Annotated in this window: 26 protein-coding genes; 15 read left to right on the forward strand and 11 right to left on the reverse strand. The window is 71.8% G+C overall.

Going from position 1 to position 26,767, the window contains the following annotated elements:
* Positions 1 to 7 precede the first annotated feature (7 nt).
* The gene (locus AC07DS_RS27465; RefSeq protein ID WP_479149442.1) at positions 8 to 496 is read left to right on the forward strand and encodes a macro domain-containing protein; all 489 of its coding nucleotides are present in this window, start codon (positions 8 to 10) and stop codon (positions 494 to 496) included.
* A complete protein-coding gene (locus AC07DS_RS27470; protein ID WP_479149443.1) occupies positions 493 to 1,410 on the forward strand; it encodes an adenosine kinase in 918 nt (305 codons plus the stop codon). The genes AC07DS_RS27465 and AC07DS_RS27470 overlap by 4 nt, the downstream gene beginning before the upstream one ends.
* Before the next feature lie 12 nt (positions 1,411 to 1,422).
* On the opposite strand, the gene AC07DS_RS27475 is transcribed toward AC07DS_RS27470, so the two are convergent.
* A complete protein-coding gene (locus tag AC07DS_RS27475; RefSeq protein ID WP_479149445.1) occupies positions 1,423 to 2,916 on the reverse strand; it encodes a M1 family metallopeptidase in 1,494 nt (497 codons plus the stop codon).
* Between the two features lie 172 nt (positions 2,917 to 3,088).
* Here AC07DS_RS27475 and AC07DS_RS27480 point away from each other — a divergent pair, with 172 nt between their 5' ends.
* The gene (locus AC07DS_RS27480) at positions 3,089 to 5,050 is read left to right on the forward strand and encodes a Xaa-Pro dipeptidyl-peptidase (RefSeq protein WP_479149447.1); all 1,962 of its coding nucleotides are present in this window, start codon (positions 3,089 to 3,091) and stop codon (positions 5,048 to 5,050) included.
* 254 nt (positions 5,051 to 5,304) lie between these two features.
* On the opposite strand, the gene AC07DS_RS27485 is transcribed toward AC07DS_RS27480, so the two are convergent.
* Positions 5,305 to 6,225, reverse strand: a complete 921-nt coding sequence (locus tag AC07DS_RS27485) for an FAD-dependent oxidoreductase (protein WP_479149695.1) — start codon at positions 6,223 to 6,225, stop codon at positions 5,305 to 5,307.
* Positions 6,226 to 6,315: 90 nt separating this feature from the next.
* On the opposite strand from AC07DS_RS27485, the gene AC07DS_RS27490 reads away from it, so the two are divergent.
* Together AC07DS_RS27490 and AC07DS_RS27495 are read left to right on the forward strand one after the other, a co-directional pair.
* Positions 6,316 to 7,344 (forward strand): oxidoreductase, encoded by a 1,029-nt coding sequence (locus AC07DS_RS27490; RefSeq protein WP_479149448.1) that lies wholly within the window; start codon positions 6,316 to 6,318, stop codon positions 7,342 to 7,344.
* A gap of 67 nt (positions 7,345 to 7,411) precedes the next feature.
* A complete protein-coding gene (locus AC07DS_RS27495; RefSeq protein WP_479149450.1) occupies positions 7,412 to 9,052 on the forward strand; it encodes an ABC-F family ATP-binding cassette domain-containing protein in 1,641 nt (546 codons plus the stop codon).
* Between the two features lie 160 nt (positions 9,053 to 9,212).
* Here AC07DS_RS27495 and AC07DS_RS27500 read toward each other — a convergent pair whose 3' ends face one another.
* Positions 9,213 to 9,650, reverse strand: coding sequence for an SRPBCC family protein (locus AC07DS_RS27500; protein ID WP_479149452.1), 438 nt, complete (start codon positions 9,648 to 9,650; stop codon positions 9,213 to 9,215).
* The gene (locus AC07DS_RS27505; RefSeq protein WP_479149454.1) at positions 9,647 to 9,970 is read right to left on the reverse strand and encodes an ArsR/SmtB family transcription factor; all 324 of its coding nucleotides are present in this window, start codon (positions 9,968 to 9,970) and stop codon (positions 9,647 to 9,649) included. Before AC07DS_RS27505 ends, AC07DS_RS27500 begins: the two co-directional genes overlap by 4 nt.
* A gap of 94 nt (positions 9,971 to 10,064) precedes the next feature.
* On the opposite strand from AC07DS_RS27505, the gene AC07DS_RS27510 reads away from it, so the two are divergent.
* Both AC07DS_RS27510 and AC07DS_RS27515 read left to right on the forward strand, forming a co-directional pair.
* Complete coding sequence (locus AC07DS_RS27510) at positions 10,065 to 10,637, forward strand: TIGR03086 family metal-binding protein (protein WP_479149456.1); 573 nt, start codon at positions 10,065 to 10,067, stop codon at positions 10,635 to 10,637.
* 43 nt (positions 10,638 to 10,680) lie between these two features.
* Positions 10,681 to 11,136, forward strand: coding sequence for an SRPBCC family protein (locus AC07DS_RS27515; protein ID WP_479149458.1), 456 nt, complete (start codon positions 10,681 to 10,683; stop codon positions 11,134 to 11,136).
* 13 nt (positions 11,137 to 11,149) lie between these two features.
* Here the strand turns inward: AC07DS_RS27515 and AC07DS_RS27520 are convergent, their stop codons facing one another.
* From AC07DS_RS27520 to AC07DS_RS27530, 3 genes are all read right to left on the reverse strand, one after another.
* Entirely contained in the window at positions 11,150 to 11,833 is a 684-nt protein-coding gene (locus tag AC07DS_RS27520; RefSeq protein ID WP_479149459.1) for a DUF4232 domain-containing protein, read from the reverse strand.
* Positions 11,834 to 11,950: 117 nt separating this feature from the next.
* Entirely contained in the window at positions 11,951 to 12,520 is a 570-nt protein-coding gene (locus AC07DS_RS27525) for a DinB family protein (RefSeq protein ID WP_479149461.1), read from the reverse strand.
* A 200-nt stretch (positions 12,521 to 12,720) separates the two neighbouring features.
* On the reverse strand, positions 12,721 to 15,129 hold the full coding sequence (locus tag AC07DS_RS27530) for a Tex family protein (protein WP_479149463.1): 2,409 nt from the start codon (positions 15,127 to 15,129) through the stop codon (positions 12,721 to 12,723).
* A 186-nt stretch (positions 15,130 to 15,315) separates the two neighbouring features.
* Here AC07DS_RS27530 and AC07DS_RS27535 point away from each other — a divergent pair, with 186 nt between their 5' ends.
* Both AC07DS_RS27535 and AC07DS_RS27540 read left to right on the forward strand, forming a co-directional pair.
* Positions 15,316 to 16,275 carry a GlxA family transcriptional regulator gene (locus AC07DS_RS27535; RefSeq protein ID WP_479149465.1) on the forward strand — a complete coding sequence of 320 codons (960 nt, stop codon included), beginning with the start codon at positions 15,316 to 15,318 and terminating at the stop codon, positions 16,273 to 16,275.
* A gap of 10 nt (positions 16,276 to 16,285) precedes the next feature.
* Positions 16,286 to 16,921, forward strand: a complete 636-nt coding sequence (locus AC07DS_RS27540) for a DJ-1/PfpI family protein (RefSeq protein ID WP_479149466.1) — start codon at positions 16,286 to 16,288, stop codon at positions 16,919 to 16,921.
* Here the strand turns inward: AC07DS_RS27540 and AC07DS_RS27545 are convergent.
* Positions 16,908 to 17,657, reverse strand: coding sequence for an enoyl-CoA hydratase/isomerase family protein (locus AC07DS_RS27545; protein ID WP_479149468.1), 750 nt, complete (start codon positions 17,655 to 17,657; stop codon positions 16,908 to 16,910). The two genes, AC07DS_RS27540 and AC07DS_RS27545, sit on opposite strands and share 14 nt — an antisense overlap.
* A gap of 236 nt (positions 17,658 to 17,893) precedes the next feature.
* Here AC07DS_RS27545 and AC07DS_RS27550 point away from each other — a divergent pair, with 236 nt between their 5' ends.
* Complete coding sequence (locus AC07DS_RS27550; RefSeq protein WP_479149697.1) at positions 17,894 to 18,388, forward strand: ATP-binding protein; 495 nt, start codon at positions 17,894 to 17,896, stop codon at positions 18,386 to 18,388.
* 7 nt (positions 18,389 to 18,395) lie between these two features.
* Here AC07DS_RS27550 and idi read toward each other — a convergent pair whose 3' ends face one another.
* The 3 genes from idi to galE all read right to left on the reverse strand — a co-directional run bounded on the left by idi (position 18,396) and on the right by galE (position 21,222).
* The gene (idi, locus tag AC07DS_RS27555; protein ID WP_479149470.1) at positions 18,396 to 18,989 is read right to left on the reverse strand and encodes an isopentenyl-diphosphate Delta-isomerase; all 594 of its coding nucleotides are present in this window, start codon (positions 18,987 to 18,989) and stop codon (positions 18,396 to 18,398) included.
* A 183-nt stretch (positions 18,990 to 19,172) separates the two neighbouring features.
* Complete coding sequence (locus tag AC07DS_RS27560; RefSeq protein ID WP_479149472.1) at positions 19,173 to 20,114, reverse strand: cation diffusion facilitator family transporter; 942 nt, start codon at positions 20,112 to 20,114, stop codon at positions 19,173 to 19,175.
* Positions 20,115 to 20,250: 136 nt separating this feature from the next.
* Positions 20,251 to 21,222, reverse strand: a complete 972-nt coding sequence (gene galE / locus AC07DS_RS27565) for a UDP-glucose 4-epimerase GalE (RefSeq protein ID WP_479149473.1) — start codon at positions 21,220 to 21,222, stop codon at positions 20,251 to 20,253.
* A gap of 267 nt (positions 21,223 to 21,489) precedes the next feature.
* On the opposite strand from galE, the gene AC07DS_RS27570 reads away from it, so the two are divergent.
* The 5 genes from AC07DS_RS27570 to AC07DS_RS27590 are packed head-to-tail and all read left to right on the forward strand — an operon-like array spanning position 21,490 to position 26,737.
* On the forward strand, positions 21,490 to 23,304 hold the full coding sequence (locus AC07DS_RS27570) for a DUF5941 domain-containing protein (RefSeq protein WP_479149474.1): 1,815 nt from the start codon (positions 21,490 to 21,492) through the stop codon (positions 23,302 to 23,304).
* Positions 23,301 to 24,053 carry a phosphocholine cytidylyltransferase family protein gene (locus AC07DS_RS27575; protein ID WP_145877662.1) on the forward strand — a complete coding sequence of 251 codons (753 nt, stop codon included), beginning with the start codon at positions 23,301 to 23,303 and terminating at the stop codon, positions 24,051 to 24,053. Before AC07DS_RS27570 ends, AC07DS_RS27575 begins: the two co-directional genes overlap by 4 nt.
* The gene (locus AC07DS_RS27580; protein WP_479149475.1) at positions 24,041 to 25,102 is read left to right on the forward strand and encodes an iron-containing alcohol dehydrogenase family protein; all 1,062 of its coding nucleotides are present in this window, start codon (positions 24,041 to 24,043) and stop codon (positions 25,100 to 25,102) included. The genes AC07DS_RS27575 and AC07DS_RS27580 overlap by 13 nt, the downstream gene beginning before the upstream one ends.
* Positions 25,080 to 25,859 (forward strand): CDP-alcohol phosphatidyltransferase family protein, encoded by a 780-nt coding sequence (locus AC07DS_RS27585; RefSeq protein ID WP_479149476.1) that lies wholly within the window; start codon positions 25,080 to 25,082, stop codon positions 25,857 to 25,859. Before AC07DS_RS27580 ends, AC07DS_RS27585 begins: the two co-directional genes overlap by 23 nt.
* Before the next feature lie 5 nt (positions 25,860 to 25,864).
* Positions 25,865 to 26,737, forward strand: coding sequence for a glycosyltransferase family 2 protein (locus tag AC07DS_RS27590; protein ID WP_479149478.1), 873 nt, complete (start codon positions 25,865 to 25,867; stop codon positions 26,735 to 26,737).
* The last annotated feature ends 30 nt before the right edge of the window (positions 26,738 to 26,767 follow it).

Here is a 26,767-nt window from a genome sequence, read left to right on the forward strand (position 1 = left end):
TGGCGTCATGTCGGAGATCACGTATGTCCGGGGTGACGCCACCGTTCCGTCGGTCAAGGGCGTCAAGGTGATCGCCCATGTCTGCAACGACATCGGGGGCTGGGGGAAGGGCTTCGTCCTCGCGCTCTCGCGGCGCTGGCCGGAGCCCGAGGCGGCCTACCGGGCGTGGCACCGCGACCGCGCCAGGAACGACTTCGGGCTGGGCGCGGTCCAGCTGGTCAAGGTCGACCCGTACGTCTGGGTGGCCAACATGGTCGGCCAGCGAGGCATCGGTACAGGCAGCAAGGGCGTCCCCGTCCGCTACGAGGCGATCGAGACCGCCCTCGGCCGCCTCGCCGACGAAGTGATCGAACTCGGCGCGTCGGTGCACATGCCCCGCATAGGCTGCGGCCTGGCGGGCGGCAAGTGGTCCCGCATAGAACCGCTCGTCACCGAGCGGTTGGTGAGCCGCGGTATCGCGGTGACGGTCTATGACCACGGGGAGGGCGGGGGATGACCGGACAGACGGGTGCTCACGACGTTCTGGTGCTGGGCGGAGCCGGCGTCGACACGATCGTGTACGTTCCGGAGCTGCCGCTCCCGTACGCCGACAGCTACATGATCGACTCCGGCATCCGGACCCGCGCCGGACAGACCGGGGACTTCGTCGCCGTGGGCCTGGCCGCGCTGGGGCTGCGCACACACCACCTCGACCTGCTCGGTGACGACCCCGAGGGCGACCTCGTCCGTGCCCTGCACGAGGAGCGGGGCATCGGGCTCACCGCCCTACCGCAACCCGCCGGGACCAAGCGCGCGGTGAACCTCGTCGGCCCGGACGGGCGCCGCCTGTCCCTGTACGACACCAGCCGCGCCCACCCCGACGACCGTTTCCCCGAGGAGACCCTGCGCAAGCTGGCCGCGGCGAGCCGGCACGTCCACGTGACCATCACCCAGCCCTGCGCCCACGCCTTGCCGGTGCTGGCCGAGGCAGGCGTCCCACTCTCCACCGACCTGCACGACTGGGACGGCGAGAATCCGTACCACGAGCCGTTCGCGCTCGCGGCGGACGTCGTCTTCCTCTCCGCCGCCGCGCTGACCGACCCCGAGCGGACCATACGGCGGATCGCCGAGCGCGGCCGGGCCGGGACCGTCGTCGCCACCGCGGGCGCCGAGGGCGCGTATCTGCTGGCCGACGGCGAGCTGACCCGGATACCGGCGGCGGACCCGCCCGCGCCGGTGGTCGACTCCAACGGCGCGGGCGACGCTTTCGCCGCCGCGTTCCTCTACGGCCGCCTCACCGGCGAGCCGCCCCGGCGGTGTGCCTGGTACGGGGCGGTCGCCGGGGCGTACGCCTGCACGGTCCCGGCCACCCGCGCGGAGGCGGTGGACCGGGACGAACTGCTCGAGCGGGCGGCCCGGCCGAGACCGTGAGGCGCCCGGGCGTCAGTGGCCGTGGACGTCGTTCGTCGCCTCGATCCGCTTCCACGACTTCGGCTGGGTGACCGTCGTGGCCGCCTTCACGAGGGACGCCGTGTGTGCCGCGGGCGCGGCCGGCTTCGACGGCTGGAAGAGCCAGGTGTGGAACAGGGCGGCCAGCGGCTTGCCGGACACCTGCTCGGCGTACCTCTGGAAGTCGGCCACGGAGGCGTTGCCGTAGGCGTGCTCCTTCGGCCAGCCCTTCAGGACGGCGAAGAAGGCGTCGTCACCGATCTCGTTGCGCAGCGCCTGGATGGCGAGCGCACCCCGGTCGTACACGGCGATGTCGAACTGGTCGTCCGGGCCCGGGTCGCCGGGCTTGACCGTCCAGAACGCGTCGTCGGCCGGGTGGGAGGCGTACACGTAGTCGGCGAGCTCCTGGGTGGTGCCCTCGCCCTCGTGCTCGGACCACAGCCACTGCGCGTAGCGCGCGAAGCCCTCGTTGATCCAGATGTCCTTCCAGTCCTTCAGCGACACGTCGTCGCCGTACCACTGGTGGGCCAGCTCGTGCACGACCACCGAGGTGTTGGAGCCGTTCGCGAACTGCTTGGGGCTGTAGTAGACGCGGGTCTGCGTCTCGAGCGCGTAGCCGGTGGTGGTGTTCGGCACGTACCCGCCGGCCGTGCTGAACGGATACGGCCCGAAGTAGCCGCTCAGCCAGTCGACCAGCTCCCCGGTGCGCTCCACGCTGGCCCGCGCGGCACCGTCGTTGTCACCGAGGTCCTTGCTGTAGGCGTTGATGACGGGCACCCCGCCGTCGGAGGTGCTGGTGGTGATGTCGAACCTGCCGAGGGCGAGCGTGGCCAGATAGGTCGCCTGCGGCTTGTTCTGCCGCCAGTTGTAGCGGGTCCACCCCAGCTTCGAACTGGTGGACTGGAGCGTGCCGTTGGAGATGGCCTGGGTGCCGTCCGGCACGGCCACCGACACGTCGTAGGTCGCCTTGTCACTCGGATGGTCGTTGCTCGGGAACCACCACCAGGCGGCCTCGGGCTCGTCCGCGGCCACCGCGCCGTCCGGCGTGCGGTGCCAGGTGGTGAAACCGTAGGCGCTCTTCGCCGACGGCACCCCGCTGTAGCGGACGACGACGGTCACCGCCGCACCCTTGGCCAGCGGCGTCTTCGGGGTGACGACCAGTTCGTGCTGGCCGGACGTCGCGAATGACGCCTTGGCGCCGTTGACCCGCACCTCGCTCACGTTCAGCAGGAAGTCCAGGTCGAAGCTGGACAGGTCCTGCGTGGTCTTCGCCAGGATGGTCGCCGTGCCCTGCAGCTCGTCCGTCTTCGGCTGGTACTGCAGCCTCAGGTCGTAGTGCGAGACGTCGTAGCCGCCGTTGCCGTAGTCGGGGTAGTAGGGGTCGCCGATGCCCGGCGCGCCCGGGGAGAGGTTCGCGGCCGATGCCGGGATCGCCAGCAGGAGGGAGGCCGCCGCGAGTGCTCCCGGCGCGATGATTCTGCGGTGCACGTCAGCTCCAAGTCGTCTGGACAGGAAGTCTGTTCGGAGCCTATTCAGTAGCTGTGGCCCCCGACCTGTCCACAGCCCCCGCTGTCACACGATCGCCATTCAGCCGTCACAGCCACGCGAGGCGCCGTAAAGCCCTCTTCTGTACGGGAGTTGTCCGGAGTACCGTCCGCGCATGCCGATTCGTTCGATCATGCGCACGCGCTTCACGATCTGGAGACCGCTCGCGACTGCGGCCGTCACAGCCCTGCTGGCCGCATTCCTCGCCCCCGCCGCCGCGCACGCGGCGCCCCGCGAGAGCCGTCCCGTCTATTCGTACGCACATGCCATCCGTGAGTCCGTCTGGGTGGACACCGGCCTCGACGAGGACGGTGACGGGAAGAAGGACCGCGTCGCCGCCGACATCGTCCGACCCGCCGAACCCGCCCGCCAGGGCCGCAAGGTGCCGGTCATCATGGACGCCAGCCCCTACTACTCCTGCTGCGGACGCGGCAACGAGAGCCAGAAGAAGACGTACGACGCGCACGGTCACGTCGTCCAGATGCCGCTGTTCTACGACAACTACTTCGTGCCCCGCGGCTACGCCTTCGTCGGCGTGGACCTCGCCGGCACCAACCGCTCCGACGGCTGCGTCGACGTCGGCGGCCGCTCCGACATCCGGTCCGCGAAGGCCGTCATCGACTGGCTGAACGGACGCGCCAAGGCCTACACGACCCGGACCGGCACCCGAACCGTCGGGGCCGGCTGGACCAACGGCCGGACCGGCATGATCGGCAAGAGCTGGGACGGCACGATCGCCAACGGCGTCGCGGCCACCGGCGTCAAGGGCCTGAAGACGATCGTCCCGATCAGCGGGATCTCCTCCTGGTACGACTACTACTTCGCCCAGGGCGCCCCGCTGTACGACGGCGGCCCCGACGAGCTGGCCGGCTACGTCGAGAGCGACGGCGCGACGGCCCACTGCGCGGCGGTGCAGAAGAAGCTCGCCGACGGCAGCCCGCGCAGCGGCGACTGGACCCCGCTGTGGACCGAGCGGAACTACGTCAAGGACGCGGCCAAGGTCAGGGCCAGCGTGTTCCTCGTGCACGGCATGCAGGACCTCAACGTGCGCACCAAGCACTTCGGCCAGTGGTGGAACGCCCTGGCCGAGCATGGTGTCGAGCGCAAGATCTGGCTCTCCCAGACCGGGCACGTGGACCCCTTCGACTACCGGCGCGGCGCCTGGGTCGACACCCTGCACCGCTGGTTCGACCACGAGCTCCTCGGCTACGACAACGGTATCGACCGCGAGCCGATGGCGGACATCGAGCGCCACCCCGACCAGTGGGTCACCTCCAGGGTCTGGCCGCCGCACGGCACCCGGGCCACCACGCTCCACCCGGCCCGCGGCGCCCAGCCCGGCGTCGGCACCCTCGGTCTCGGCCCGGCCACCGGCACCGAGACATTCACCGACGACCCGAAGCTCAGCGAGACCGACTGGGCCGCCCACCTCACCACGTCCACCCCCGAGAAGGCCGGCTTCGTCACGGCGCCGCTCACCCGCGACCTGCGCCTGTCCGGCTCCTCCAAGGTGACCGTGACCGCCACCCCGACCACCTCCTCGGCCCACCTCTCCGCCGTCCTGGTGGACCTCGGCCCGGACACCATCCGTGACTACGCCGACAGCGCCGAGGGCATCACCACGCTCACCGACCGCACCTGCTGGGGCCGGAGCACGGCCGGGGACAGCGCCTGCTTCAAGGCGACCAGGGCGAAGACGGCGAAGGTCGAATCCACGGTGTTCAGCCGCGGCTGGGCCGACCTCGGTCACTACGCCTCCCTCGACCGGGGCGTCCCGCTCACCCCGGGCAAGGCGTACACGATCACCCTGTCCCTGGCGGCCACCGACCACGTCGTCCCGAAGGGGCACCGCCTGGCACTGATCGTCGCAGGCACCGACAAGGACCTCATCGACCCTCCGTCCACCAAGCCGACCCTCACCCTGGATCTGTCCCGTACGGCGGCCCGGGTCCCGGTGGTCGGCGGCACGGCGGCGTTCGAACGGGCCACCACCGGCAGTGTGACCGCCGCACCCACGGCGCGCCCCCTGGACGGCGTCCGCGCCCCGCGCGCCACCCGACACGTCCCGGCGGGCTGATCACCCACGCAGTACTCGTTCCCCTCCGGGGGAATCAGCCGGTGCCGGGCGGCCGACCGTCCACACGGTCGCCCGCTCGGCACCGGCACGCGGGGCCCGGCACGCGGGGGCCTGGCACGCGGCGGGCCTGACGGGCCCTCCGGCTCCTGCTCGGTCTCCTGCTCCCGCTCAGCCTCCGGATGCCGCTCCCTGCTCGGTCTCCTGCTCCCGTTCAGCCTCCGGATGCCGCTCCCTGCTCGATCTCCTGCTCCCGCTCAGCCTCCGGATGCCGCTCCGGCCAGCCCGGCCGCCTCCCGGGCGCAGCCCCAGGCCACCGTGATCCCGGCCCCGCCGTGCCCGTAGTTGTGCACCAGCAGCCGCCCGTCCGGCAGCGTCTGCCGTTCCAGTCGTACGGAGTCCCGGGCGGGCCGGAGCCCCACCCGGTGCGCCAGTACCCGTGCCCCGGCGATCTCCGGCCGGACGGCCGCGCACCGCGCGACGATCGCCGCGGCGGTCGCCGGGTCCGGCTCCGGCGACCAGGCGTCCTCCTCCGCCGTACCGCCCAGGAGCAGCCCGCCGGGCTGCGGGAAGAAGTAGGTCGAGGTGTCGCAGGAGTGGTCGACCGAGGTGAACCAGGTCGTGATCCCCGGGTTCTCCACCACGACCAGCTGCCCGCGCACCGGGCGCACCGCCGGATCGGGCACCAGCGATCTCGCCCCCAGCCCCGTGCAGTTGACCACCACGCCGGCGGGCACCGAGGCCAGATCGGTCACCGCCCGCTCCTCCACCCGGCCACCCGCCTCGGCGAACCGATTCCGCAGCCAAGCAAGATGGACCGGCATGTCGATCAGCGGAAGCCGTGCCGTCAGCCCCTCGGACACCGCCCGCAGTCCCGGCACCCGGCCCGCCCAGGCACCCAGCTCGTCCAGCCGGGTCCCCCGGTGTACACCCTCGACCAGGCGTACGCCCGTCTCCTCCGGCCGCCCCGCCAGCTCCTCGTACACGTCGAGGGAGTCCAGCGCCCACGCGCCGACCAGCGGCTCGGGCTCGATCCGGTACGGCCACCACAGCGCGCCGGCGACCGCCGAGGTCGTGCGCTCGGCGGGCTCCCGGGCCCACACCCGTACCCGGCGGCCGGACTCGGCCAGCAGCACGGCCGTCGTCAGTCCGGCGACCCCGCTGCCGACCACGATCACTTCGTCACTCGACTCGCGCTTCACGCCAGGACGCTAACGGAATATGTCATGCCGCGCTCACATCCGTCCCGGTGTGGGGATACTCACAGCATGTCTGCCGCATACGCGACCTTCGGCCTGGCACCGGCGATGCGCGCCGGCGGTGTCCTCGCCGACGGCGGCTACCAGGTCCACCGCGACTTCGTGGACTTCATCGTGGACGGGCGCCCGCTGCTGTTCCAGCTCTCCGACCTGGACGCCGTCTCCCCCCTCGCCTCCGACATCCCGCCCGCCATCTTCACCGCGCAGGTGCGCAGTCTGCTGCTGGAGACCGAGCCACCGCTCCCGGACGGCCGGTTCGTGATCTACGGCTGTCCCGACTGCGCGGACCTGGCCTGTGGTGCCGTCACCGCCGTGATCGAGCGGGACGGCGACGACTTCATCTGGCGGGAGTTCGCCTGGCAGACGGGGGAGCACGCCGACCTGGACCTCAACGGCTACCACGGCATAGGGCCGTTCCGCTTCGCCGGACCCGAGTACCGGGCCGCCCTCGCCGCGCTGATCCAGGACGCCGACGGCTCGCCCGCGCCCCGCCGCCGGGTGCTCCTGATCGGCGCCCGCGTGGCCGTCCTCGCCAAGCTCGCCGCCGCGCTGCGCACCATCGGCATAGGCGCGGACATCACCCAGGACGTCCGGGCCGTCCACGCCGAGGAACTGCGCGGCTATGGCGCGGTCGCCTTCGGCCGTGCGGTCGGCGAGGCGGAACGGGCCGCCGTACGAGAGGCGTTCGAGCGTGCCGGGGCCGAGGTCGCCCACGTCAGCGGCTTGGCCCCGATCGTCCCCCTGCTCGTCGCGCAGATCGAACACGCCCTGGACCGCAGTCCGCTCCCGCAGCGCCGGCTGACCGGCCTGGTCGCCGCCGACGGCGCGGTGGCCGTCGACGTCACCTCGCCGTGCCGGGTCCGGGTCACGGTCTACCGCCTGGACCGCCTCTACCGCACCCACACCCAGGAGGTCTTCGACGGCGTCCTGGAGTCCGGCCGCCACTGCATTCCGCTGGACCCGAAGGCTGTGAAGGGGGAGGCGTTCGTGGTGGCCAGAACGACCGGGAGCGTGCTGGTGGAGCCGGTGGGGAAGTGACGGCCGGGCAGCCGCCGGGAATCCCCGCCGATGGCCGGCGTCCCGGGACACTAGGATCGGCTTCCTGATGACTGCCACCCTCGTCGCCAAGAACCTCGCCGCCGGGCACGGCGACCGCTCCTTCTTCTCCGGGCTCGACCTCGTCGTCGCGCCCGGCGACGTGATCGGGCTGGTCGGTGCCAACGGCGCGGGCAAGTCCACCCTGCTGCGGCTGCTCGCCGGGCTGACCGCGCCCGAGCAGGGCGAGCTGCGCCTGTCCCCGCCGACCGCGACCGTCGGCCATCTGCCGCAGGAGCCGGAGCGCAGGCCGGGGGAGACCGTCCGGGAGTTCCTGGCCCGCCGCACCGGCGTCGCCGAGGCGCAGCGCGTGATGGACGAGGCCACGCAGGCGCTGGTCGACGGCGCGCCCGGCGCCGACGACGCGTATGCGGCCAGCCTGGAGCGCTGGCTGGACCTCGGCGGCGCCGACCTGGAGGAGCGCGCCGAGGAGGTCGCCGACTCCCTCGGCCTGGCCGTGGACCTGGACCAGCCGATGACCTCGCTCTCCGGCGGCCAGGCGGCCCGCGCGGGTCTCGCCTCCCTCCTGCTCTCCCGCTACGACGTCTTCCTGCTCGACGAGCCGACCAACGACCTCGACCTGGACGGTCTGGAGCGCCTCGAACGCTTCGTGACCGGCCTGCGCGCGGGCACGGTGGTCGTCAGCCACGACCGCGAGTTCCTCACCCGCACGGTCACCAAGGTCCTCGAACTCGACCTCGCCCAGGGACAGATCAACCTGTACGGCGGCGGCTACGAGGCCTACCTGGAGGAACGGGACGTGGCCCGCCGGCACGCCCGCGAGGGCTACGAGGAGTACGCCGACAAGCGCGCCGCGCTCCAGGACCGTGCGCAGATGCAGCGCTCCTGGATGGACAAGGGTGTCAAGAACGCCCGGCGCAAGGCGTCCAACGACAACGACAAGATCGGCCGCAAGTTCCGCAGCGAGGCCAGCGAGAAGCAGGCCGCCAAGGCCCGGCAGACCCAGCGCATGATCGAACGCCTGGACGTCGTCGAGGAGCCGCGCAAGGAGTGGGACCTGCGCATGGAGATCGCGGCCGCTCCGCGTTCCGGCGCGGTGGTGGCGACCCTGCGGGACGCCGAGGTCCGGCGCGGCGACTTCACCTTCGGTCCGGTCTCGTTGCAGATCGACTGGGCCGACCGGGTCGCGGTCACCGGAGCCAACGGCGCCGGCAAGTCGACGCTGCTCGGCGCGCTGCTGGGCCGGGTCCCGCTCGACTCCGGACACGCATCCCTCGGCTCCGGCGTCCTGGTCGGCGAGGTCGACCAGGCCCGCAAGCTGTTCCACGGCCCGGAGGCGCTGCTGGAGGCCTTCTGCGCGGCCGTCCCGGACACCGAGCCGGTCGAGGTCCGCACCCTGCTCGCCAAGTTCGGCCTGAAGTCGGACCACGTGCTGCGCCCGGCGGCCACCCTCTCCCCGGGCGAGCGCACCCGCGCCGCCCTGGCGCTGCTCCAGGGTCGGGGCGTCAACCTGCTCGTCCTCGACGAGCCGACCAACCACCTCGACCTGCCCGCCATCGAGCAGCTGGAGTCGGCCCTGGACTCCTACGAGGGCACGCTGCTCCTGGTCACCCACGACCGGCGGATGCTGGACGCGGTCCGGGTGACCCGCCGACTGGAAGTGGCTGCGGGCAAGGTCACGGAACACTGACCCGACCTCGTGCCGCACCGGGGATCGGGCCCGCCCGCCGCGTAGGCGATCCTGGTCCACCGGCTGCTCACGTTCCGGCTCGACGTCCCGCTGGGCGCGCCGGCCCTCGGCTTCGTCCAGCGGCGCGGGTACGTGTGACGCCGGCTCACATCCGGCCGGCTCACATCAAGGGGTCGGCACCGGGGTCTCCGCCCGCCGCCACGACGGCGAGCCGGCCGGTGTAGTGCGTCCAGCCCTCCTCGTGTGCGGCACACGCCTCGGGGGAGGGCAGGTCCCGGTGGACCAGCCGCAGCAGAGTGCCCTCGGGCACCGGCTCCAGGGTGATCTCGACCGTCGAGGAGCCGGGCGGCACGGGCATATCGCCGGTGGCCCAGCCCCACGTGAAGACGACGCGTCTGGGCGGGTCGATCTCGACGAAGCGGCCCTCGGCGACGTTCTCGCCGTTGACCAGCGTTCGGTAGGCGCCGCCGGGCTCGAAGCTGAACTCGCCGTCCTTGCCCATCCAGGACAGCCACCTGTCCCGGTCGGTGAAGAAGGAGAACACCGTCTCGGGGCGCGCCGCGATGCGCCGTTCCACGGTGACCGCGTTGTTCCTCACGAGTCCGTCCCTTCGGAGCGCTCCGCCCGTTCCGCCGCCTCCGCCAGTTCGGCGAGCGTGTCCAGCTTGCTGGCCCACATGGACTGCAGATACGCGGCCAGCGGACCGAGGGCCTCGCGGTCGGCCCGGTAGAAGCGCTTCTTGCCGTCCTGGCGCAGCGTGACCAGGCCGGACTCCCTGAGCACCTTGAGGTGCTGGGAGACCGCCCCGAACGTGACGTCGAACCGCTCCGCGATCTCGCCCGCGGACAGTTCCGCGTCCCACACCAGTCGCAGGATCTCGCGCCGCCGGGGCTCGGCGACCGCTCGTACCGCATCCATGGAGGTCATTTTAGTCGCCACTTGAATTTGCCAGAACCCCTGAGTCATTTTAGTGTGGACTAAAACGATGAAGGAACCGATGAGGAGAGAAGCCATGAGCACCCAGCACAGCACCTTCCAGCCCGCCATCCGGGAGTGCGCCGACGCCGTCGCAGCGATCGCCTCCGGCATCCGGGACGAACAGCTTCAGGACCGCACGCCGTGCGAGAAGTTCACCGTCGCCGAACTCGTCGAGCACCTCGGCTCGACCCTGCAGTCCGCGGCGCGGGCCGCCCGCAAGGAGGCGCAGCCCGGCGCCGGGCCCGGCGCGGCCGTCTCACCACGGGCGCTGGCCGACTCCGCGGGGCTCGCGGCGGTGGCCTGGTCCGACCCCGCCGCCTACGAAGGGACGACAGAGTTCGGCCCGGGGGAGCTGCCGGCGGCCGTCGTCGCCTCCATCACGCTCCAGGAACTCGCCCTGCACGGCTGGGACCTGGCACGCGCCACCGGTCAGCCGTTCGGCGTCAGCGAGGAGACCGGGCGGGTCGCGCTCGGTGTGGTCGAGCAGATCGCCGAGCAGGTCCGGGGCAATGGCGGATACGGCCCGGAGGTGCCGGTACCGGACGACGCCCCGGCCTTCCAGCGGGCGCTCGGCGCCAGCGGACGCAATCCTGGATGGAACGGCTGACGACCGGGAGGACGGAGTCCCGCGGGGAGATCGAGAGAGTGGCATGACGATCGACGAGACGGCGGAACGCGTCATCGCGCTGCCGCCCGAGCGGGTGGCCGCGTACGCCATGGACTGGCGCCACGACCCGGAGTGGATGCAGGGAATCCGCACCGCGGAGCTGACCAGGGAGGCGGCCGCGGGCGGCTTCGGCGTCGGTGCCGAGGTCACCCGCACCGCCCACTTCCTCGGCCGGCGCATCGACTACGTCCTGCGGGTCGCCGCGCACGAGCCGCCCGGGCTGCTGGACATGGTGTCCGTCGCGGGGCCCATGCCCATGCACGTCACCTACACCTTCGACGAGCACCCGCGGGGCACCCTGGCCCGCATCCGGGTCCGCGGCGACGCGGGCTCCCTCTACCGCCTGGCCGCCCCGGTGATGGCCCGAAAGGTCCGCTCCTCCATCGGCAAGGACCTGCGGGACCTGGAACGGAGGCTGACCGAGCCCACGCCGACGTGACCGCCAGAACCGGTCAGCCGGACACTCCGAACGGGGTGACCTCGATGCGTTCCTCGCAGGGGGAGATCGCCGTGGCCGGAATCAGGGTCAGCACGCGGGAGTCACCCGGCACCCGGATGTCGACGCCGTAGGGCGAAGCCACGAACGAGCCGCAGCGGTAGGACCCCTCCCAGACCAGTGTGAACGTGGTCGTGCGCCCGGGCGTGAGCAAGACGTCCGGAAGGCTCTGCGTGGAAGACCGGGTGATCGTGAAGGGGCGGGTTCCTGACGTGCTCAGCGGCTTGCCGCACGCCGTCGACGCGTCGCCTTCGGCGCAGCCGCGTAGGGTGCCGTCGCCGATGAAGGTGAGACCGGGCCAGCCGCGCAGGCGGCAGGTTGCGCCGGAGTGGTTGCGCAGCTGGATCGGGGTGGCGAACCAGCCCGATGCGCCGTCCGCCGGCAGGCCGGTCTGTCCCTCCGACACCGTGAGGTCGCGCGCCGCGCAGCCGGGGACGGCGGGTGGAGCGGGCACTGTCGTGCGGGACGGCCTGTTCGCGGGCGCCACCCCCGTACGGCTGGGCGTCGGCTTCCCGGCCGGGACGGGCGACGTGGCAGGGCGTACGGCGGGACCGCTCTTCGCAGAGGTGGGCGCCGCGACGGAGCCGGGCGAGGACGCCTTCGAACCGACGGCAGCGCCACAGGCGGTGGTCGCGGCCATCAGTAGTCCGACCACCGGAACTCTTGTCCCCCGCAGTATCACGGCACGAACGGTATCCGCGTGTGCCGAGGCTGCGGAGGCGCGGCGACGAACGTACATGATCGCGCCGTCCGCCGTTCACCCGCCGTGCCGCCCGGCCTCCTTCGCCGCCCGTTCGACGTGCTCTGGATCGTAGGGTGCCGTGTTGAGGCCGTCCCGCCGCTGTCCGACGGTCCCGTCGATCAACTCCCGCAGGATGTCGGCGTGTCCGGCGTGCCGCTGGGACTCGGCGATCATGTGCGTGAGGATCCGGTGCAGCGTCAGCTCGGTGGCCGCATTCCCCGGCAGCCGGCCGACCGCGTCCAGCGGCAGCGAGGCGATGGTCTCGTCGGAGTGCGCCCACGCCTCCCGGTACCGCCCGACGATCTTCTCCCGGGTCTCGTCCGGCCGGGCCCACAGATCGGCGTCCGGCTCGGCGTCCCCGGTGATCCACAGCGGTGCACCGTCGAAGGGCCGCCCGAAACACGCCCCGAAGTACAGCGCCTCGGCGCCGGTGAGGTGCTTGACCAGGCCCAGCAGATTCGTCCCGGTCGGGGTCAGCGGACGCCGGACGTCGTACTCCGACAGGCCGTCCAGCTTCCACAGCATCACGTCACGGGCGTCCTGGAGACAGGCCTGGAGGTCGGCCTTGGGATCTGATCCGGTCATGGGACCAGTCTGGTGATCGGGTGATCTCTGTCCCCGCGTTTGTTCGCGCAGTGGCGAGGAGTGGACCGGACGCGGACCCCGGCAGGGACGCACGAACACGTCCCCGCCGGGGTCCGGGGCGCAGCCCCGTGAAAGTGTCTCTCAGCCCACCGAGACGGATGGGCGGGCGGGAGAGCCAGGTCCTGAGGCGGATACCCGCCTCAGCGGCGTCCGTCCTTCGGGTTCAGCAGCCCCGCCCGCCGCAGCGCGTCCGCCATGGCGCTGTTGGCCGGTGCCGGCGCCTGACGCCCGCCCCGGTCACCGCCGCGGCCCTGCCGCTGGCCCTGGCCCTGACCGCCCTGCCGCTGGCCCTGACCGCCGCCCTGCCGCTGCTGAGGCGGCCGGGAACCGCCACCTCGCTGCTGCTTGCCGCCCTGCCCCTGCGGCGCGGCCTCGTCGTCGAGCCGGAGCGTCAGCGCGATCCGCTTGCGCGGGATGTCCACGTCGAGGACCTTCACCTTGACGATGTCACCCGGCTTGACCACGTCCCGCGGGTCCTTCACGAACGTCTTCGACATCGCCGAGACGTGCACCAGACCGTCCTGGTGGACGCCGATGTCCACGAACGCGCCGAAGGCCGCCACATTGGTGACCACGCCCTCCAGCACCATCCCGGTGGACAGGTCCGAGATCTTCTCCACGCCCTCCTTGAAGGTGGCCGTCTTGAAGGCGGGCCGCGGGTCGCGCCCGGGCTTCTCCAGCTCCTTGAGGATGTCGCCGACGGTCGGCAGACCGAAGGTGTCGTCCACGAAGTCCGCAGGCCGCAGCGAACGCAGCACACCGGTGTTGCCGATGAGGGAGGCGACCTCCTGGCCCGACGTCTTCACCATGCGCCGCACCACCGGGTACGCCTCCGGGTGCACGCTGGAGGCGTCCAGCGGGTCGCTGCCGCCGCGGATGCGCAGGAAGCCCGCGCACTGCTCGTACGCCTTCGGGCCGAGCCGCGCCACCTTCTTCAGCTCGGAGCGCGACGAGAACGGCCCGTTCGCGTCGCGGTGCGCGACGATGTTCTCGGCCAGGCCCGAGGAGATGCCTGACACCCGCGAGAGCAGCGGCACGGACGCGGTGTTGACGTCCACACCGACGCCGTTCACACAGTCCTCGACGACCGCGTCCAGCGAGCGGGACAGCTTCACCTCGGACAGGTCGTGCTGGTACTGGCCGACACCGATGGACTTCGGGTCGATCTTCACCAGCTCGGCCAGCGGGTCCTGCAGCCGGCGGGCGATGGAGACCGCGCCGCGCAGCGAGACGTCCATGTCGGGCAGTTCCTGCGAGGCGTACTGCGACGCCGAGTACACGGACGCGCCGGCCTCGGACACCATGACCTTGGTGAGCTTCAACTCCGGGTGCTTGGAGATCAGTTCACCGGCGAGCTTGTCGGTCTCCCGGGACGCCGTGCCGTTGCCGATGGCGACCAGATCGACGGCGTGCTCCTTCGCCAGCCGCGCCAGCTTGGCGATCGCCTCGTCCCACTTGTTGGCCGGGACGTGCGGGTAGATCACGTCCGTGGCGACGACCTTGCCGGTGGCGTCGACCACGGCGACCTTCACGCCGGTACGGAAGCCGGGGTCCAGGCCCAGCGTCGAGCGCGTGCCGGCCGGGGCGGCCAGCAGCAGGTCGCGCAGGTTCGCCGCGAACACGTTCACCGCCTCGTCCTCGGCCGCCGTGCGCAGCCTGAGGCGCAGGTCGATGCCGAGGTGCACCAGGATGCGGGTGCGCCAGGCCCAGCGGACCGTGTCCTTCAGCCACTTGTCGGCGGGGCGGCCCCGGTCGGCGATCCCGAAGCGGTGGGCGATGATCCCCTCGTACGAGGACGGACCCTCCGTGGCCTCCTCCGGCTCCAGGACGAGATCGAGGACCTCCTCCTTCTCGCCGCGCAGCAACGCCAGGATGCGGTGCGAGGGCAGCTCGGTGAACGGCTCGGCGAAGTCGAAGTAGTCGGCGAACTTGGCGCCCGCCTCCTCCTTGCCGTCCCGCACCTTGGCGGCCAGCCGCCCGCGCACCCACATGCGCTCGCGCACCTCGCCGATCAGGTCGGCGTCCTCCGAGAACCGCTCGGTCAGGATCGCCCGCGCGCCGTCCAGCGCGGCCTGCGGATCGGCGACGCCCTTGTCGGCGTCCACGAACGCGGCCGCCGCGGCCACCGGCTCCACCGCCGGGTCGCCCAGCAGTCCCTCGGCGAGCGGCTCCAGGCCCGCCTCCCGCGCGATCTGCGCCTTGGTGCGCCGCTTGGGCTTGTAGGGCAGGTAGATGTCCTCGAGCCGCGCCTTGGTCTCGGCGCCGCGGATCTGCGCCTCCAGCTCCTCGGTGAGCTTGCCCTGCTCGCGCACCGACTCCAGGATCGCGGTCCGCCGCTCCTCCAACTCCCGCAGATAGCGCAGCCGCTCCTCGAGCGTGCGCAGCTGCGCGTCGTCGAGCATCTCGGTCGCTTCCTTGCGGTAGCGGGCGATGAAGGGCACCGTCGAACCGCCGTCGAGCAGCTCCACTGCGGCCTTCACCTGCCGCTCCCGTACGCCGAGCTCCTCGGCGATCCTGCCTTCGATGGACCCTACGAGGGGTGTCGTCACGATCCCGTACCGCCTTCTCCACGTCAGCTTGCGCGGCAATTGTGGCAGGTGACACCGACAACCGGGGATCAGGGCGCCACGCGGCGGGGCGCGGGGCCCGGAAGCCGTGCCTGCCCCGTGCCCTATGGCAGGAAAGGTGGGGTATCCGTCATTGCGGCCACGCTCCCACCCTCGAAGAATCGAGACATGTCTCAGCGCACCCTCCTCTTCGTCCTCTTCGACGGCGTTCAGAGCCTCGACGTCACCGGCCCTCTCGAGGTGTTCAACGGCGCTGAGACGCACACGCCGGGGTCGTACCGCATCCGCACCGCCTCCCTGGACGGCGGCCCCGTGCGCACCTCCAGCGGTCTGACCCTCGTACCGGACGAGGCGCTCGGGGAGGTGCCCGACCCGCACACCCTGCTGGTCCCCGGCGGTCAGGGCACCCGCAGCTCCGATCCGCTGCTGACCGAGTGGCTGCGCACGCACGGCCCGCGCGCGCGGCGCCTCGTCTCGGTCTGCACCGGTGCGATCCTGCTGGCCGAGGCGGGTTTGCTCGACGGCCGCCGCGTCACGACCCACTGGGCGTACTGCGAGAAGCTCGCCCGCGACCACCCGGCCGTCGAGGTCGATCCCGACCCCATCTTTGTCCGGGACGGACACGTCTCCACCTCGGCCGGTGTCACCTCGGGCATCGACCTCGCTCTCGCCCTGGTGGAGGAGGACCTGGGCCGTGAGGCGGCGCTGGTCATCGCCCGCCACCTGGTCGTGTTCCTGCGGCGGCCCGGAAACCAGGCCCAGTTCAGCGCCCAGCTCGCCGCCCAGACCGCACAGCGCGACCCGCTGCGGGAGGTCCAGCAGTGGATCACCGAGCACCCGGCCGGTGACCTCACCGTGGAGGTGCTCGCAGCCCGGGCGAGTCTCTCACCGCGCCACTTCGCCCGCGCGTTCCAGGCCGAGACGGGCATGACGCCCGGACGCTTTGTCGACCGGGTCCGTCTCGAACACGCTCGCCGCCTCCTGGAGGACACGGGCGACGGGATCGAAGAGATCTCCCGAGCCAGCGGGTACGGCACCCCCGAGGCCATGCGCCGCGCCTTCGTCAGGGCTCTTGGAACGGCCCCGGCCGAGTACCGCCGCCGCTTCCGGCCCGCATCTGCCCACTGAAAGGAAACCGATGCAGATCGCCATCGTCGTCTACGACCGCTTCACCGCCCTCGACGTCGTCGGCCCGTACGAGATCCTCTCCCGGGTCCCGGACGCGGAGACGGTGTTCGTCGCCGAGGAGGCCGGCCTCGTGCGCACGGACACCGGATTTCTTGCGATCAGCGCCGACAAGGCACTGTCAGAGGTACCCGACCCGGACATCGTGCTGGTGTCCGGCGGCCCCGGCCAGAGCGCGCTGATGGACCACGAGCCCCTGCTGGACTGGCTGCGCGCCGCCGACGCCACCAGCACCTGGACGACCTCCGTCTGCTCCGGCTCTTTGCTCCTGGCCGCCGCCGGACTCCTCGAGGGGCGCCGCGCCACCTCCCACTGGCTGGCCCTCGATCAGCTGACCCGGTTCGGGGCCGAGCCGACGGGCGAGCGCGTCGTCTTCGACGGGAAGTACGTCACCGCGGCCGGCGTGTCCTCCGGCATCGACATGGGGCTCGCCCTGCTCGGCCGGATCGCGGGTGACGAGCACGCCCAGGCCGTCCAGCTGGCGACCGAGTACGACCCACAGCCGCCCTACGACGCGGGCTCGCCGGAGAAGGCACCCGCGTACATCGTCGACCAGCTGCGCGCACGGAGCCGCTTCATCCTGTCGTAGTCCAGGTGAAGCGCGGCTGCCTGCGCTCCAGGAACGCGGCGACCCCCTCCGCGGTGTCGCCGCTGCCGCGTGCCTGCTCCGCCCAGTGGGCGTCCCGGTCGGTGCGGCCGTTCGCGAACTCCTTCGCCGCGGCCTGGGTGAGCTGGGAGCGCGACACCAGGATCCGGGTCAACTCGGCGACCCGCTTGTCCAGTTCGCCCTCGGGCAGTACCTCGTCCACGAGCCCGGTGCGCAGCGCCCGCTCGGCGTCGATCAACTCGGCCGAGAACAGCAGGTACTTGGCGGCGGCCGGTCCCACCAGCGAGACCAGCCGCCGGGTGGACGAGGCCGCGTACACGATCCCGAGCTTCGCCGGCGTCACGCCGAACAGCGCGCCCTCCTCGGCCAGCCGCAGATCGCAGGCCGCGGCCAGCTGGGCCCCGCCGCCCACACAGTGGCCGCGGACCGCGGCGAGCGTCGGCTTGGGAAACGCGGCGAGGGCCTCCTCGGCCGCCACGGCCAGCCCCTGCGCCTCGGCGGGCGAGCCCCGGAGCGTGGAGATGTCCGCGCCCGCGCAGAAGGTCGCGCCCTCCCCGGTGAGCACCAGTGCCCGCACGTCCGGGTCTCCCGCCAGCCGGGCCAGCAGCGGGGGCAGGGCTCGCCACATCGCTGCCGTCATGGCGTTGCGCTTGGCCGGGTGACGGATGACGACGGTGGCCACGGCGTCGACGACCTGGTGAGACAGCTGGGGATCCATGCGGTGGATGCTATCCGGACGGCTCCGGCGGGCTCTGTGGGAGTTTTCCCACAACACGAATAGTTCGTGAACCGGCGTCAGGGGGACAGGAGCGGTCCCACAACTGCCGTTGTCATACGCACATGGTCAGAACCGCTCGATAAGCGCTGACTTGTGTTCAGTTCTTCGGTACGGAGCGGATCGTTACCAACACTCGACGTGTGGTGACAATCGAGCGCGAGGGTGGCGACCGGACGATGGACGACCACGGGCGCGGGGACGACCCGCGCCCAGCGGGGGGCGCCGATGGGCCGCCTGATCCACTGCCGTACGAGGGAGTGTGGCGGTTCACCGCGGCCGCCGTGGACGCGTCGGTCCCGCAGGCGCGGCACGCCGTACGGGACCTGCTGCTGCGCCAGGGCGTACCGGTCTCCGACGACCTGGTCCACGGACTGCTGCTGATCGTCTCCGAGCTGGTCACGAACGCGGTCCGGCACGCGGCGCTGCTGTCGCCGGTGCTCGCCGTGGAGGTGGCCGTCGGGGCCGAGTGGGTACGGGTGTCGGTGGAGGACAACCACCCCTACCGTCCCACCGCCCTGGAGGCCGATCACGGCCAGACCGGCGGTCGCGGGCTGCTCCTGGTCCGTGAGGTGGCCCGGGAGGCGGGCGGAGTCGTCGACGTGGAGCACACGGCGAGCGGCGGCAAGGTGATCTGGGCCGCCCTGCCGCTCAAGCCCGTGACCCTCGCCTGACGTCGGACTACCAGCCCGCCGACTCGCCCGTCAGCTCCCTGACCGCCGGACGGGCCGCGTCCAGCACGGTCATGAACCACGCCGAGAACGGGTCGCGGGCGTGCCGCTCCGCCAGCTCGGACGCCGTCACGAAGGCGGTCTGACCGACCTCCTCCGGGTCCGCCGCGAGCGGCGCCTGCACCAGGCCGACGAACAGGTGGTTGAACTCCTGCTCGACCAGGCCCGAGGCCGGGTCCGGGTGGTTGTAGCGGACCGTGCCCGCCTCCGCCATCAGCGACGGCGACACGCCCAGCTCCTCGTACGTCCGCCGGGCCGCAGCCGCGAAGGGGGCCTCGCCGGGGTAGGGGTGGCCGCAGCAGGTGTTGGACCACACACCGGGGGAGTGGTACTTGCCGAGCGCCCGCTGCTGGAGCAGCAGCCGGCCCTGCTCGTCGAAGAGGAACACCGAGAACGCCCGGTGCAGCTGTCCCGGTGGCTGATGGGCGGCGAGCTTCTCCGCGGTGCCGATCGTCACGCCCTTCTCGTCGACCAGTTCCAGCAAAATCGCCTCTGCGGTGCCGTTCGACGAGCTGTGCGTCTCGGTGGCAGGTGTGATCGGCATACCCATCCTTCGCCTCGGTCTTCGCACCCCAAGTCTGCCGTACGAATCCGGCACTCCCGGCACTTCCCGGCGCGTCCGCATGTCCCGCGCGGGGGGCGGCACCGAGGTGGGGCCCGGTAGATCATCGTGCCCGGCGGGCACAGCCGGGAACCGCCCCGGAATATCGAACGAATGTGTGTGCGGTCAGTGGCACAGACGTGCCTCGTGCTCCGCGTGCCCGCCCGGTTCCAGCTGGAAGGTGCAGTGCTCCACGTCGAAGTGGCCGCCCAGGCAGCCCTGCAGCTCGTGCAGCATCTTCTCGTTCCCGATGGCGTTCAGCACCTCCGAGCTGACCACCACGTGCGCGGACAGCACGGGCAGGCCCGAGGTGATCGTCCAGGCGTGCAGATCGTGTACGTCCTCCACGCCGTCCAGGGCCAGGATGTGCGCGCGCACATCCGCCATGTCGACGTCCTTGGGGGCCGCCTCCAGCAGCACGTCCAGCGTCTCGCGCAGCAGCTTGAGCGTCCTCGGCACGATCATCAGCCCGATGACGAGCGAGGCGATCGGGTCGGCCGCCTGCCAGCCCGTGGTGAGGATCACGGTCGCGGAGATCAGCACCGCCAACGAGCCCAGCGCGTCCGCGGCCACCTCGAGGAAGGCGCCGCGCACGTTCAGGCTCTCCTTCTGCCCGCGCATCAGCAGGGTCAGGGACACGGTGTTCGCGACCAGGCCGATGAAGCCGAACACGATCATCAGGCCGCCCCGGGTCTCCGCGGGCGTGACGAACCGCTGGATCGCCTCGTACAGGACGTAGCCGCCGACGCAGAGCAGCAGCAGACAGTTGGCCAGGGCGGCGAGGATCTCGGCGCGGGCGTAGCCGAAGGTGCGGTTGGTGCTCGGCGGGCGGTTCGCGAAGTGGATGGCGAGCAACGCCATGCCCAGACCCACCGCGTCGGTCGCCATGTGGGCCGCGTCCGCGATCAGGGCGAGCGAGTCCGCCAGAAGACCGCCGGCGATCTCGACCACCATGACCATGAGCGTGATGCCCAGCGCCACGCGCAGCCGGCCACGGTACGCGGCCGCGGCCGTACCCGTGGGCGGCACATGGCTGTGCGTGTGCCCGTGGTCGTGCCCTGCCCCCATGAGAAGTCCACCCTTCCGTGTTGCTCCCGAGCTGACAGTCAACTACGGGTAGGGGGTATCGGGCAACGCGGCACTGAACACCGTTGTCATGTGCTCTGACCTGCGCAAACGAACCGCTGGTCAGGGCGTTGCCGGCTCACTTGCCGTGGTGCAGCTGCCAGCCCTGCCAGGCCGACTCCACCATCTCGCGCACCCCGCGCCGGGCCCGCCAGCCCAGTGTCTCGGCGGCCCGCTCGGCCGAGGCGACCGCGCGCGGCGCGTCCCCGGGGCGGCGCTCCTCCACCAGCGGCGGCCGCCGGTCGCCGGTGACCTCACCGATGACCGTGATCAGCTCGCGCACCGAGACGCCCTCGCCGCGGCCGATGTTCAGCGTCAGATCGCCGGCCGGGCCGCCGTCGGCGAGCCGCCTGGCCGCCGCGAGATGCGCCTCGGCGAGGTCGGCCACGTGGATGTAGTCACGGACGCAGGTGCCGTCAGGCGTCGGATAGTCGGCACCGAAGATCCGCGGGGCCTCGTCGTGGGTGAGCCGGTCGAAGACCATCGGCACGATGTTGAACACACCGGTGTCCGACAGTTCCGGCGCGGCCGCGCCCGCCACGTTGAAGTAGCGCAGGCACACCGTGGAGATCCCGTGCGCGGCTCCCGCCGCCCGCACCAGCCACTCACCGGTGAGCTTGGTCTCGCCGTACGGGTTCACCGGCGCGCACGGGGTGTCCTCGGTGATGAGGTCCACATCCGGGTTGCCGTACACGGCGGCCGACGAGGAGAAGAGCAGCCGGCCGACACCGGCCTCGGCCATCGCGTCCAGGAGGGTGGCCAGGCCGCCCACGTTCTCCCGGTAGTAGCGGGTCGGCTGCGCCACGGACTCGGCGACCTGCTTGCGCGCCGCGAGATGGACGACACCTGTCACGCCGTGGTCCGCGAAGACCCGCTTCAGCAGGTCGCCGTCCATCGTCGAACCCTGGACGAGCGGGACGCCCGCGGGGAGGCGCGAGGGCACGGCGGCCGACAGGTCGTCGAGCGCCACGACGCTCTCCCCGGCGCCCGTCATGGCCCGTGCCACATGCGCCCCGATGTATCCGGCTCCGCCGGTGATCAGCCAGGTCATGGTCGCCCACCCTATGCCGACCCGTCCGCATGTCCCTGATGCCCGGGTCTGGGGCCACGGTTTGTGGGGCGGGCCCCGGATCCCCGATGATGATCGCGGCAAAGGCCTGGGCAGCCCCCGTGGGCCGGACCGTGAACGGCCGGTGAACAAGGGATCGAGTCCATCGGATACCCTTCGCCGACATGCCGCCCGGGAGCCGCAGGCAGGGGCGCCCCAACCACGCAGAAGACCGGCGCCGCCACGCCGGCACCCAGGGAGTGAGTTCGGTTGTCGACCGCCATCGTCACCGGTCAGCCGGTGCCCGGATCGTCGCTCGAGAACGATCTGCGGTCTCTCGGCTTCGACGTGCGCGCGGCCACCGACGCCTCCGAGGCGGAGAGCCTGCTCGCGGCCGTCCCGGCCGACCGGCGCGTGGCCCTGGTCGACGCCCGCTTCGTCGGCCACCTGCACGCCCTGCGCCTGGGCCTCACCGACCCGCGCTTCCCGCTCGCCGCCGTACCCGGCGCCGTCACCGCCCAGCCCGCCGCCCGGCAGGCGCTGACCCGGGCCCTGGCCCGCGAGACCTCCGCCGGCGGCGGTACGGCGCATGGGGGTGCCCCCGCGCGAGCGAAGTCGAGCGTGGCGGATGTCGACAGCGTCACCGACCGCGTGATCACCGCCCTCGACGCCGACGGCAGCGCGGTCCACCGCCCCGAGCTGGGCAGCCTGGTGGCTGCCGTGCCGGCGGACCCGCAGGCCCGCAACGAGGTCCGGCAGGCCGTCGCCGCCGTCGACGACGAGGCCGTACGCCTGAAGTCGGCCGTGAAGTCCCGCGACGGCTTCTTCACCACGTTCTTCATCAGCCCGTACTCGCGCTACATCGCCCGCTGGTGCGCCCGCCGGGGCCTGACCCCCAACCAGGTCACCACCGCCTCGCTGCTCACGGCCCTGATAGCGGCGGGCTGCGCGGCGACCGGCACCCGGGCCGGGTTCGTAGCGGCCGGCGTGCTGCTGATCGCCTCGTTCGTCCTGGACTGCACCGACGGCCAGCTCGCCCGCTACGCCCTGAAGTACTCCACGCTCGGCGCCTGGCTGGACGCCACCTTCGACCGGGCCAAGGAATACGCCTACTACGCGGGACTCGCCCTCGGAGCGGCCCGCGGCGGCGACGACGTGTGGGCCCTCGCCCTCGGCGCGATGATCCTGCAGACCTGCCGGCACGTCGTGGACTTCTCCTTCAACGAGGCCAACCACGACGCCACCGCCAACACCAGCCCCACCGCCGCCCTCTCCGACAAGCTGGACAGCGTCGGCTGGACGGTCTGGCTGCGGCGGATGATCGTCCTGCCCATCGGCGAACGCTGGGCCATGATCGCCGTCCTCACCGCGCTCACCACCCCCCGCATCACCTTCTACGTGCTCCTCGTCGGGTGCGCGTTCGCCGCGACGTACACCACGGCCGGCCGTGTGCTGCGCTCGGTGACCCGCAAGGCGAGGCGCACCGACCGGGCCGCGCAGGCACTGGCGGACCTCGCCGACAACGGACCGCTCGCCGCCCTCGTGGTCCGCCTCGCGCGCCTGCGTCCCGCAGCCCCGCTCCTGGTGGCGCTCGCGGGTGTGGCGGTCCTCACGGTGAACCTCTTCGCCGGGTGGCCTGTGCTGGGTGCCGCCGTCTACGCGGTCACCTCCGGCTGGGCGCTGTCCCGCCCCCTCAAGGGCGCCCTGGACTGGCTGATACCACCGCTGTTCCGGGCCGCCGAGTACGGCACGGTGCTCGTCCTGGCGAGTGGCGCCGGGATGAACGGAGCCCTCCCTGCGGCTTTCGGCCTGGTGGCCGCCGTCGCCTACCATCACTACGACACGGTGTACCGCATCCGCGGCAACGCCGGAGCGCCCCCGGCCTGGCTGGTCCGTGCCATCGGGGGCCAGGAGGGGCGGACGGTGCTCGTCACCGTCCTCGCGGCGGTGCTCACCGCCTCGCAGTTCAAGGTCGCGCTCACGGTCCTCGCCGTGGTCGTCGCCCTGGTGGTGCTCATCGAGAGCATCCGCTTCTGGGTGTCCGCAGGGGCACCCGCCGTACACGATGAAGGAGAACCCGCATGATCGGCCTTGTGCTGGCGGCCGGCGCCGGACGGCGTCTGCGCCCCTACACCGACAGCCTTCCCAAGGCACTCGTGCCGGTGGGTCCCGCGGGCATAGAGGACTCGATCACGGTTCTCGACCTGACTCTCGGAAACTTCGCCGAGATCGGCCTGACCGAGGTCGCGATCATCGTCGGCTACCGCAAGGAGGCCGTGTACGAGCGCAAGGCGGCGCTGGAGGCGAAGTACGGCCTCAAGCTGACGCTCATCGACAACGACAAGGCCGAGGAGTGGAACAACGCCTACTCCCTGTGGTGCGGCCGTGACGCCCTCAAGGACGGTGTGATCCTCGCCAACGGCGACACCGTGCACCCGGTCTCCGTCGAGAAGACGCTGCTCGCCGCCCGCGGCGACGGCAAGAAGATCATCCTCGCGCTGGACACCGTGAAGTCCCTCGCCGACGAGGAGATGAAGGTCGTCGTCGACCCCGCCAAGGGCGTCCAGAAGATCACCAAGCTGATGGACCCCGCCGAGGCGACCGGCGAGTACATCGGTGTCACCCTGATCGAGGGCGACGCCGCTCCCGACCTGGCCGACGCGCTGAAGACGGTCTGGGAGACCGACCCGCAGCAGTTCTACGAGCACGGGTACCAGGAGCTGGTGAACCGCGGCTTCAAGATCGACGTCGCGCCGATCGGCGACGTCCAGTGGGTCGAGATCGACAACCACGACGACCTCGCCCGCGGACGGGAGATCGCGTGCCAGTACTGACGCGGCTCATTCCGTCGCCGGTCGTCGTGGACATCCGCCCGGGTGCCCTCGACGACCTGGCCGGAGTGCTCGCCGACGAGCGGATCTCGCAGTCGGGCCGGCTCGCCGTCGCCGTCAGCGGCGGCTCCGGCGCCAAGCTGCGCGAGCGCATCGCCCCGTCGCTGCCCGGTGCCACCTGGTACGAGGTCGGCGGCGGCACCCTCGACGACGCGATCCGGCTGGCCGGTGACATCAAGGCCGGCCACTTCGACGCCGTCGTGGGCCTCGGCGGCGGCAAGATCATCGACTGCGCCAAGTTCGCCGCGGCGCGCGTCGGTCTGCCCCTGGTCGCCGTGCCGACGAACCTCGCGCACGACGGCCTGTGCTCGCCGGTCGCCACGCTCGACAACGACGCCGGCCGCGGCTCCTACGGTGTGCCGAACCCGATCGCCGTCCTCATCGACCTGGACGTGATCCGTGAGGCACCGGCGCGCTTCGTGCGCTCCGGCATCGGCGACGCCATCTCCAACATCAACTCGGTCGCGGACTGGGAGCTGTCCAACCGCGTCAACGGCGAGAAGATCGACGGTCTGGCGGCGGCCATGGCCCGTCAGGCCGGCGAGGCGGTGCTCCGGCACCCCGGTGGCATCGGCGACAACGACTTTCTCCAGGTGCTCGCCGAGGCGCTGGTCCTGACCGGCATCTCCATGTCGATCTCGGGCGACTCCCGGCCCGCCTCGGGCTCCTGCCACGAGATCAACCACGCCTTCGACCTGCTCTTCCCCAAGCGCGCCGCGAGCCACGGCGAGCAGTGCGGGCTCGGTGCCGCCTTCGCGATGTACCTCCGCGGAGCGCACGAGGAGTCGGTGCACATGGCCGAGGTGCTGCGCCGGCACGGGCTTCCGGTGCTGCCGGAGGAGATCGGCTTCACGCTGGACGAGTTCGTCCGCGCCGTGGAGTTCGCTCCGGAGACCAGACCCGGCCGCTACACGATCCTCGAGCACCTCGACCTCAAGACGAACCAGATCAAGGACATCTACGCCGACTATGTCAAGGCCATCGGTAGCTGAACTCCGACCGGTCGTCCACCCCGCCGGGGTGAAGGACCGGCGCAGCGGTGAGCACTGGGCGGGACGCCTCTACATGCGCGAGGTGTCCCTGCGCGTCGACCGCTACCTGGTGAACACCAGGGTCACGCCCAACCAGCTCACGTACCTGATGACCGTCTGCGGTGTGCTCGCGGCCCCGGCCCTGCTGGTGCCGGGGATCGCGGGCGCCGTGCTCGGCGTGGTCGCCACCCAGCTGTACCTGCTGCTGGACTGCGTCGACGGCGAGATCGCCCGCTGGAAGAAGCAGTACTCGCTCGGCGGGGTCTACCTGGACCGCGTCGGCGCGTACCTGACCGACGCGGCCGTCCTGGTCGGCCTCGGCCTGCGCGCCGCCGACCTGTGGGGCAGCGGCCGTATCGACTGGCTGTGGGCCTTCCTCGGCACCCTCGCCGCGCTCGGCGCGATCCTGATCAAGGCCGAGACCGACCTCGTCGGTGTCGCCCGGCACCAGGCCGGTCTGGCGCCGGTCAAGGAGGCGGCGTCCGAGCCGCGCTCCTCCGGCATGGCGCTGGCCCGCCGGGCCGCCTCGGCGCTCAAGTTCCACCGGCTGATCCTCGGCATCGAGGCCTCGCTGCTGATCCTGGTCCTCGCGGTCCTGGACCAGATCCACGGGGACCTGTTCTTCACCCGGCTCGGCACCGCGGTGCTCGCCGGCATCGCCGTGCTGCAGACCGTGCTGCACCTGGTGTCCATCCTCGCCTCCAGCAGGCTGAGGTGAGCGGCATGAAGGTCGGCGCGGTCATCATCACCATGGGCAACCGGCCCGAGGAACTGCGTGCTCTGCTCGACTCGGTCGCCAAGCAGGACGGCGACCGGGTCGAGGTCGTCGTCGTCGGCAACGGCTCGCCCGTCCCGGACGTCCCCGAGGGCGTACGGACCATGGAGCTGCCCGAGAACCTGGGCATCCCCGGCGGCCGCAACGTCGGCATAGAGGCCTTCGGACCCGGCGGCCGCGACGTCGACATACTCCTCTTCCTCGACGACGACGGCCTGCTCGCCCGCCACGACACCGCCGAGCTGTGCCGCCAGGCGTTCGACGCCGACCCGAAGCTCGGCATCGTCAGCTTCCGCATCGCCGACCCGGACACGGGCGAGACCCAGCGCCGGCACGTCCCGCGGCTGCGCGCCTCCGACCCGATGCGCTCCTCCCGGGTCACCACCTTCCTCGGCGGCGCCAACGCGGTCCGCACCCGGGTCTTCGCCGAGGCCGGCGTCCTCCCGGACGAGTTCTTCTACGCCCACGAGGAGACCGACCTGGCCTGGCGGGCCCTCGACGCCGGCTGGATGATCGACTACCGGTCCGACATGGTGCTGTACCACCCGACGACCGCGCCCTCGCGGCACGCGGTGTACCACCGCATGGTCGCCCGCAACCGCGTCTGGCTGGCCCGGCGCAATCTGCCCGCGCTCCTGGTCCCGGTCTACCTCGGGGTCTGGCTGCTGCTCACCCTGCTGCGCCGCCCCTCGGGACCGGCCCTGAAGGCCTGGTTCGGCGGCTTCAAGGAGGGCTGGACCTCCCCGTGCGGCCCCCGCCGCCCGATGCGGTGGCGCACGGTGTGGCGGCTCACACGACTGGGCCGGCCCCCCGTCATCTGACAAGCTCGACCGTGCGGGCCGCGCCCCGAG

The sequence above is a fragment of the Streptomyces sp. NPDC044064 genome, from assembly GCF_056434245.1.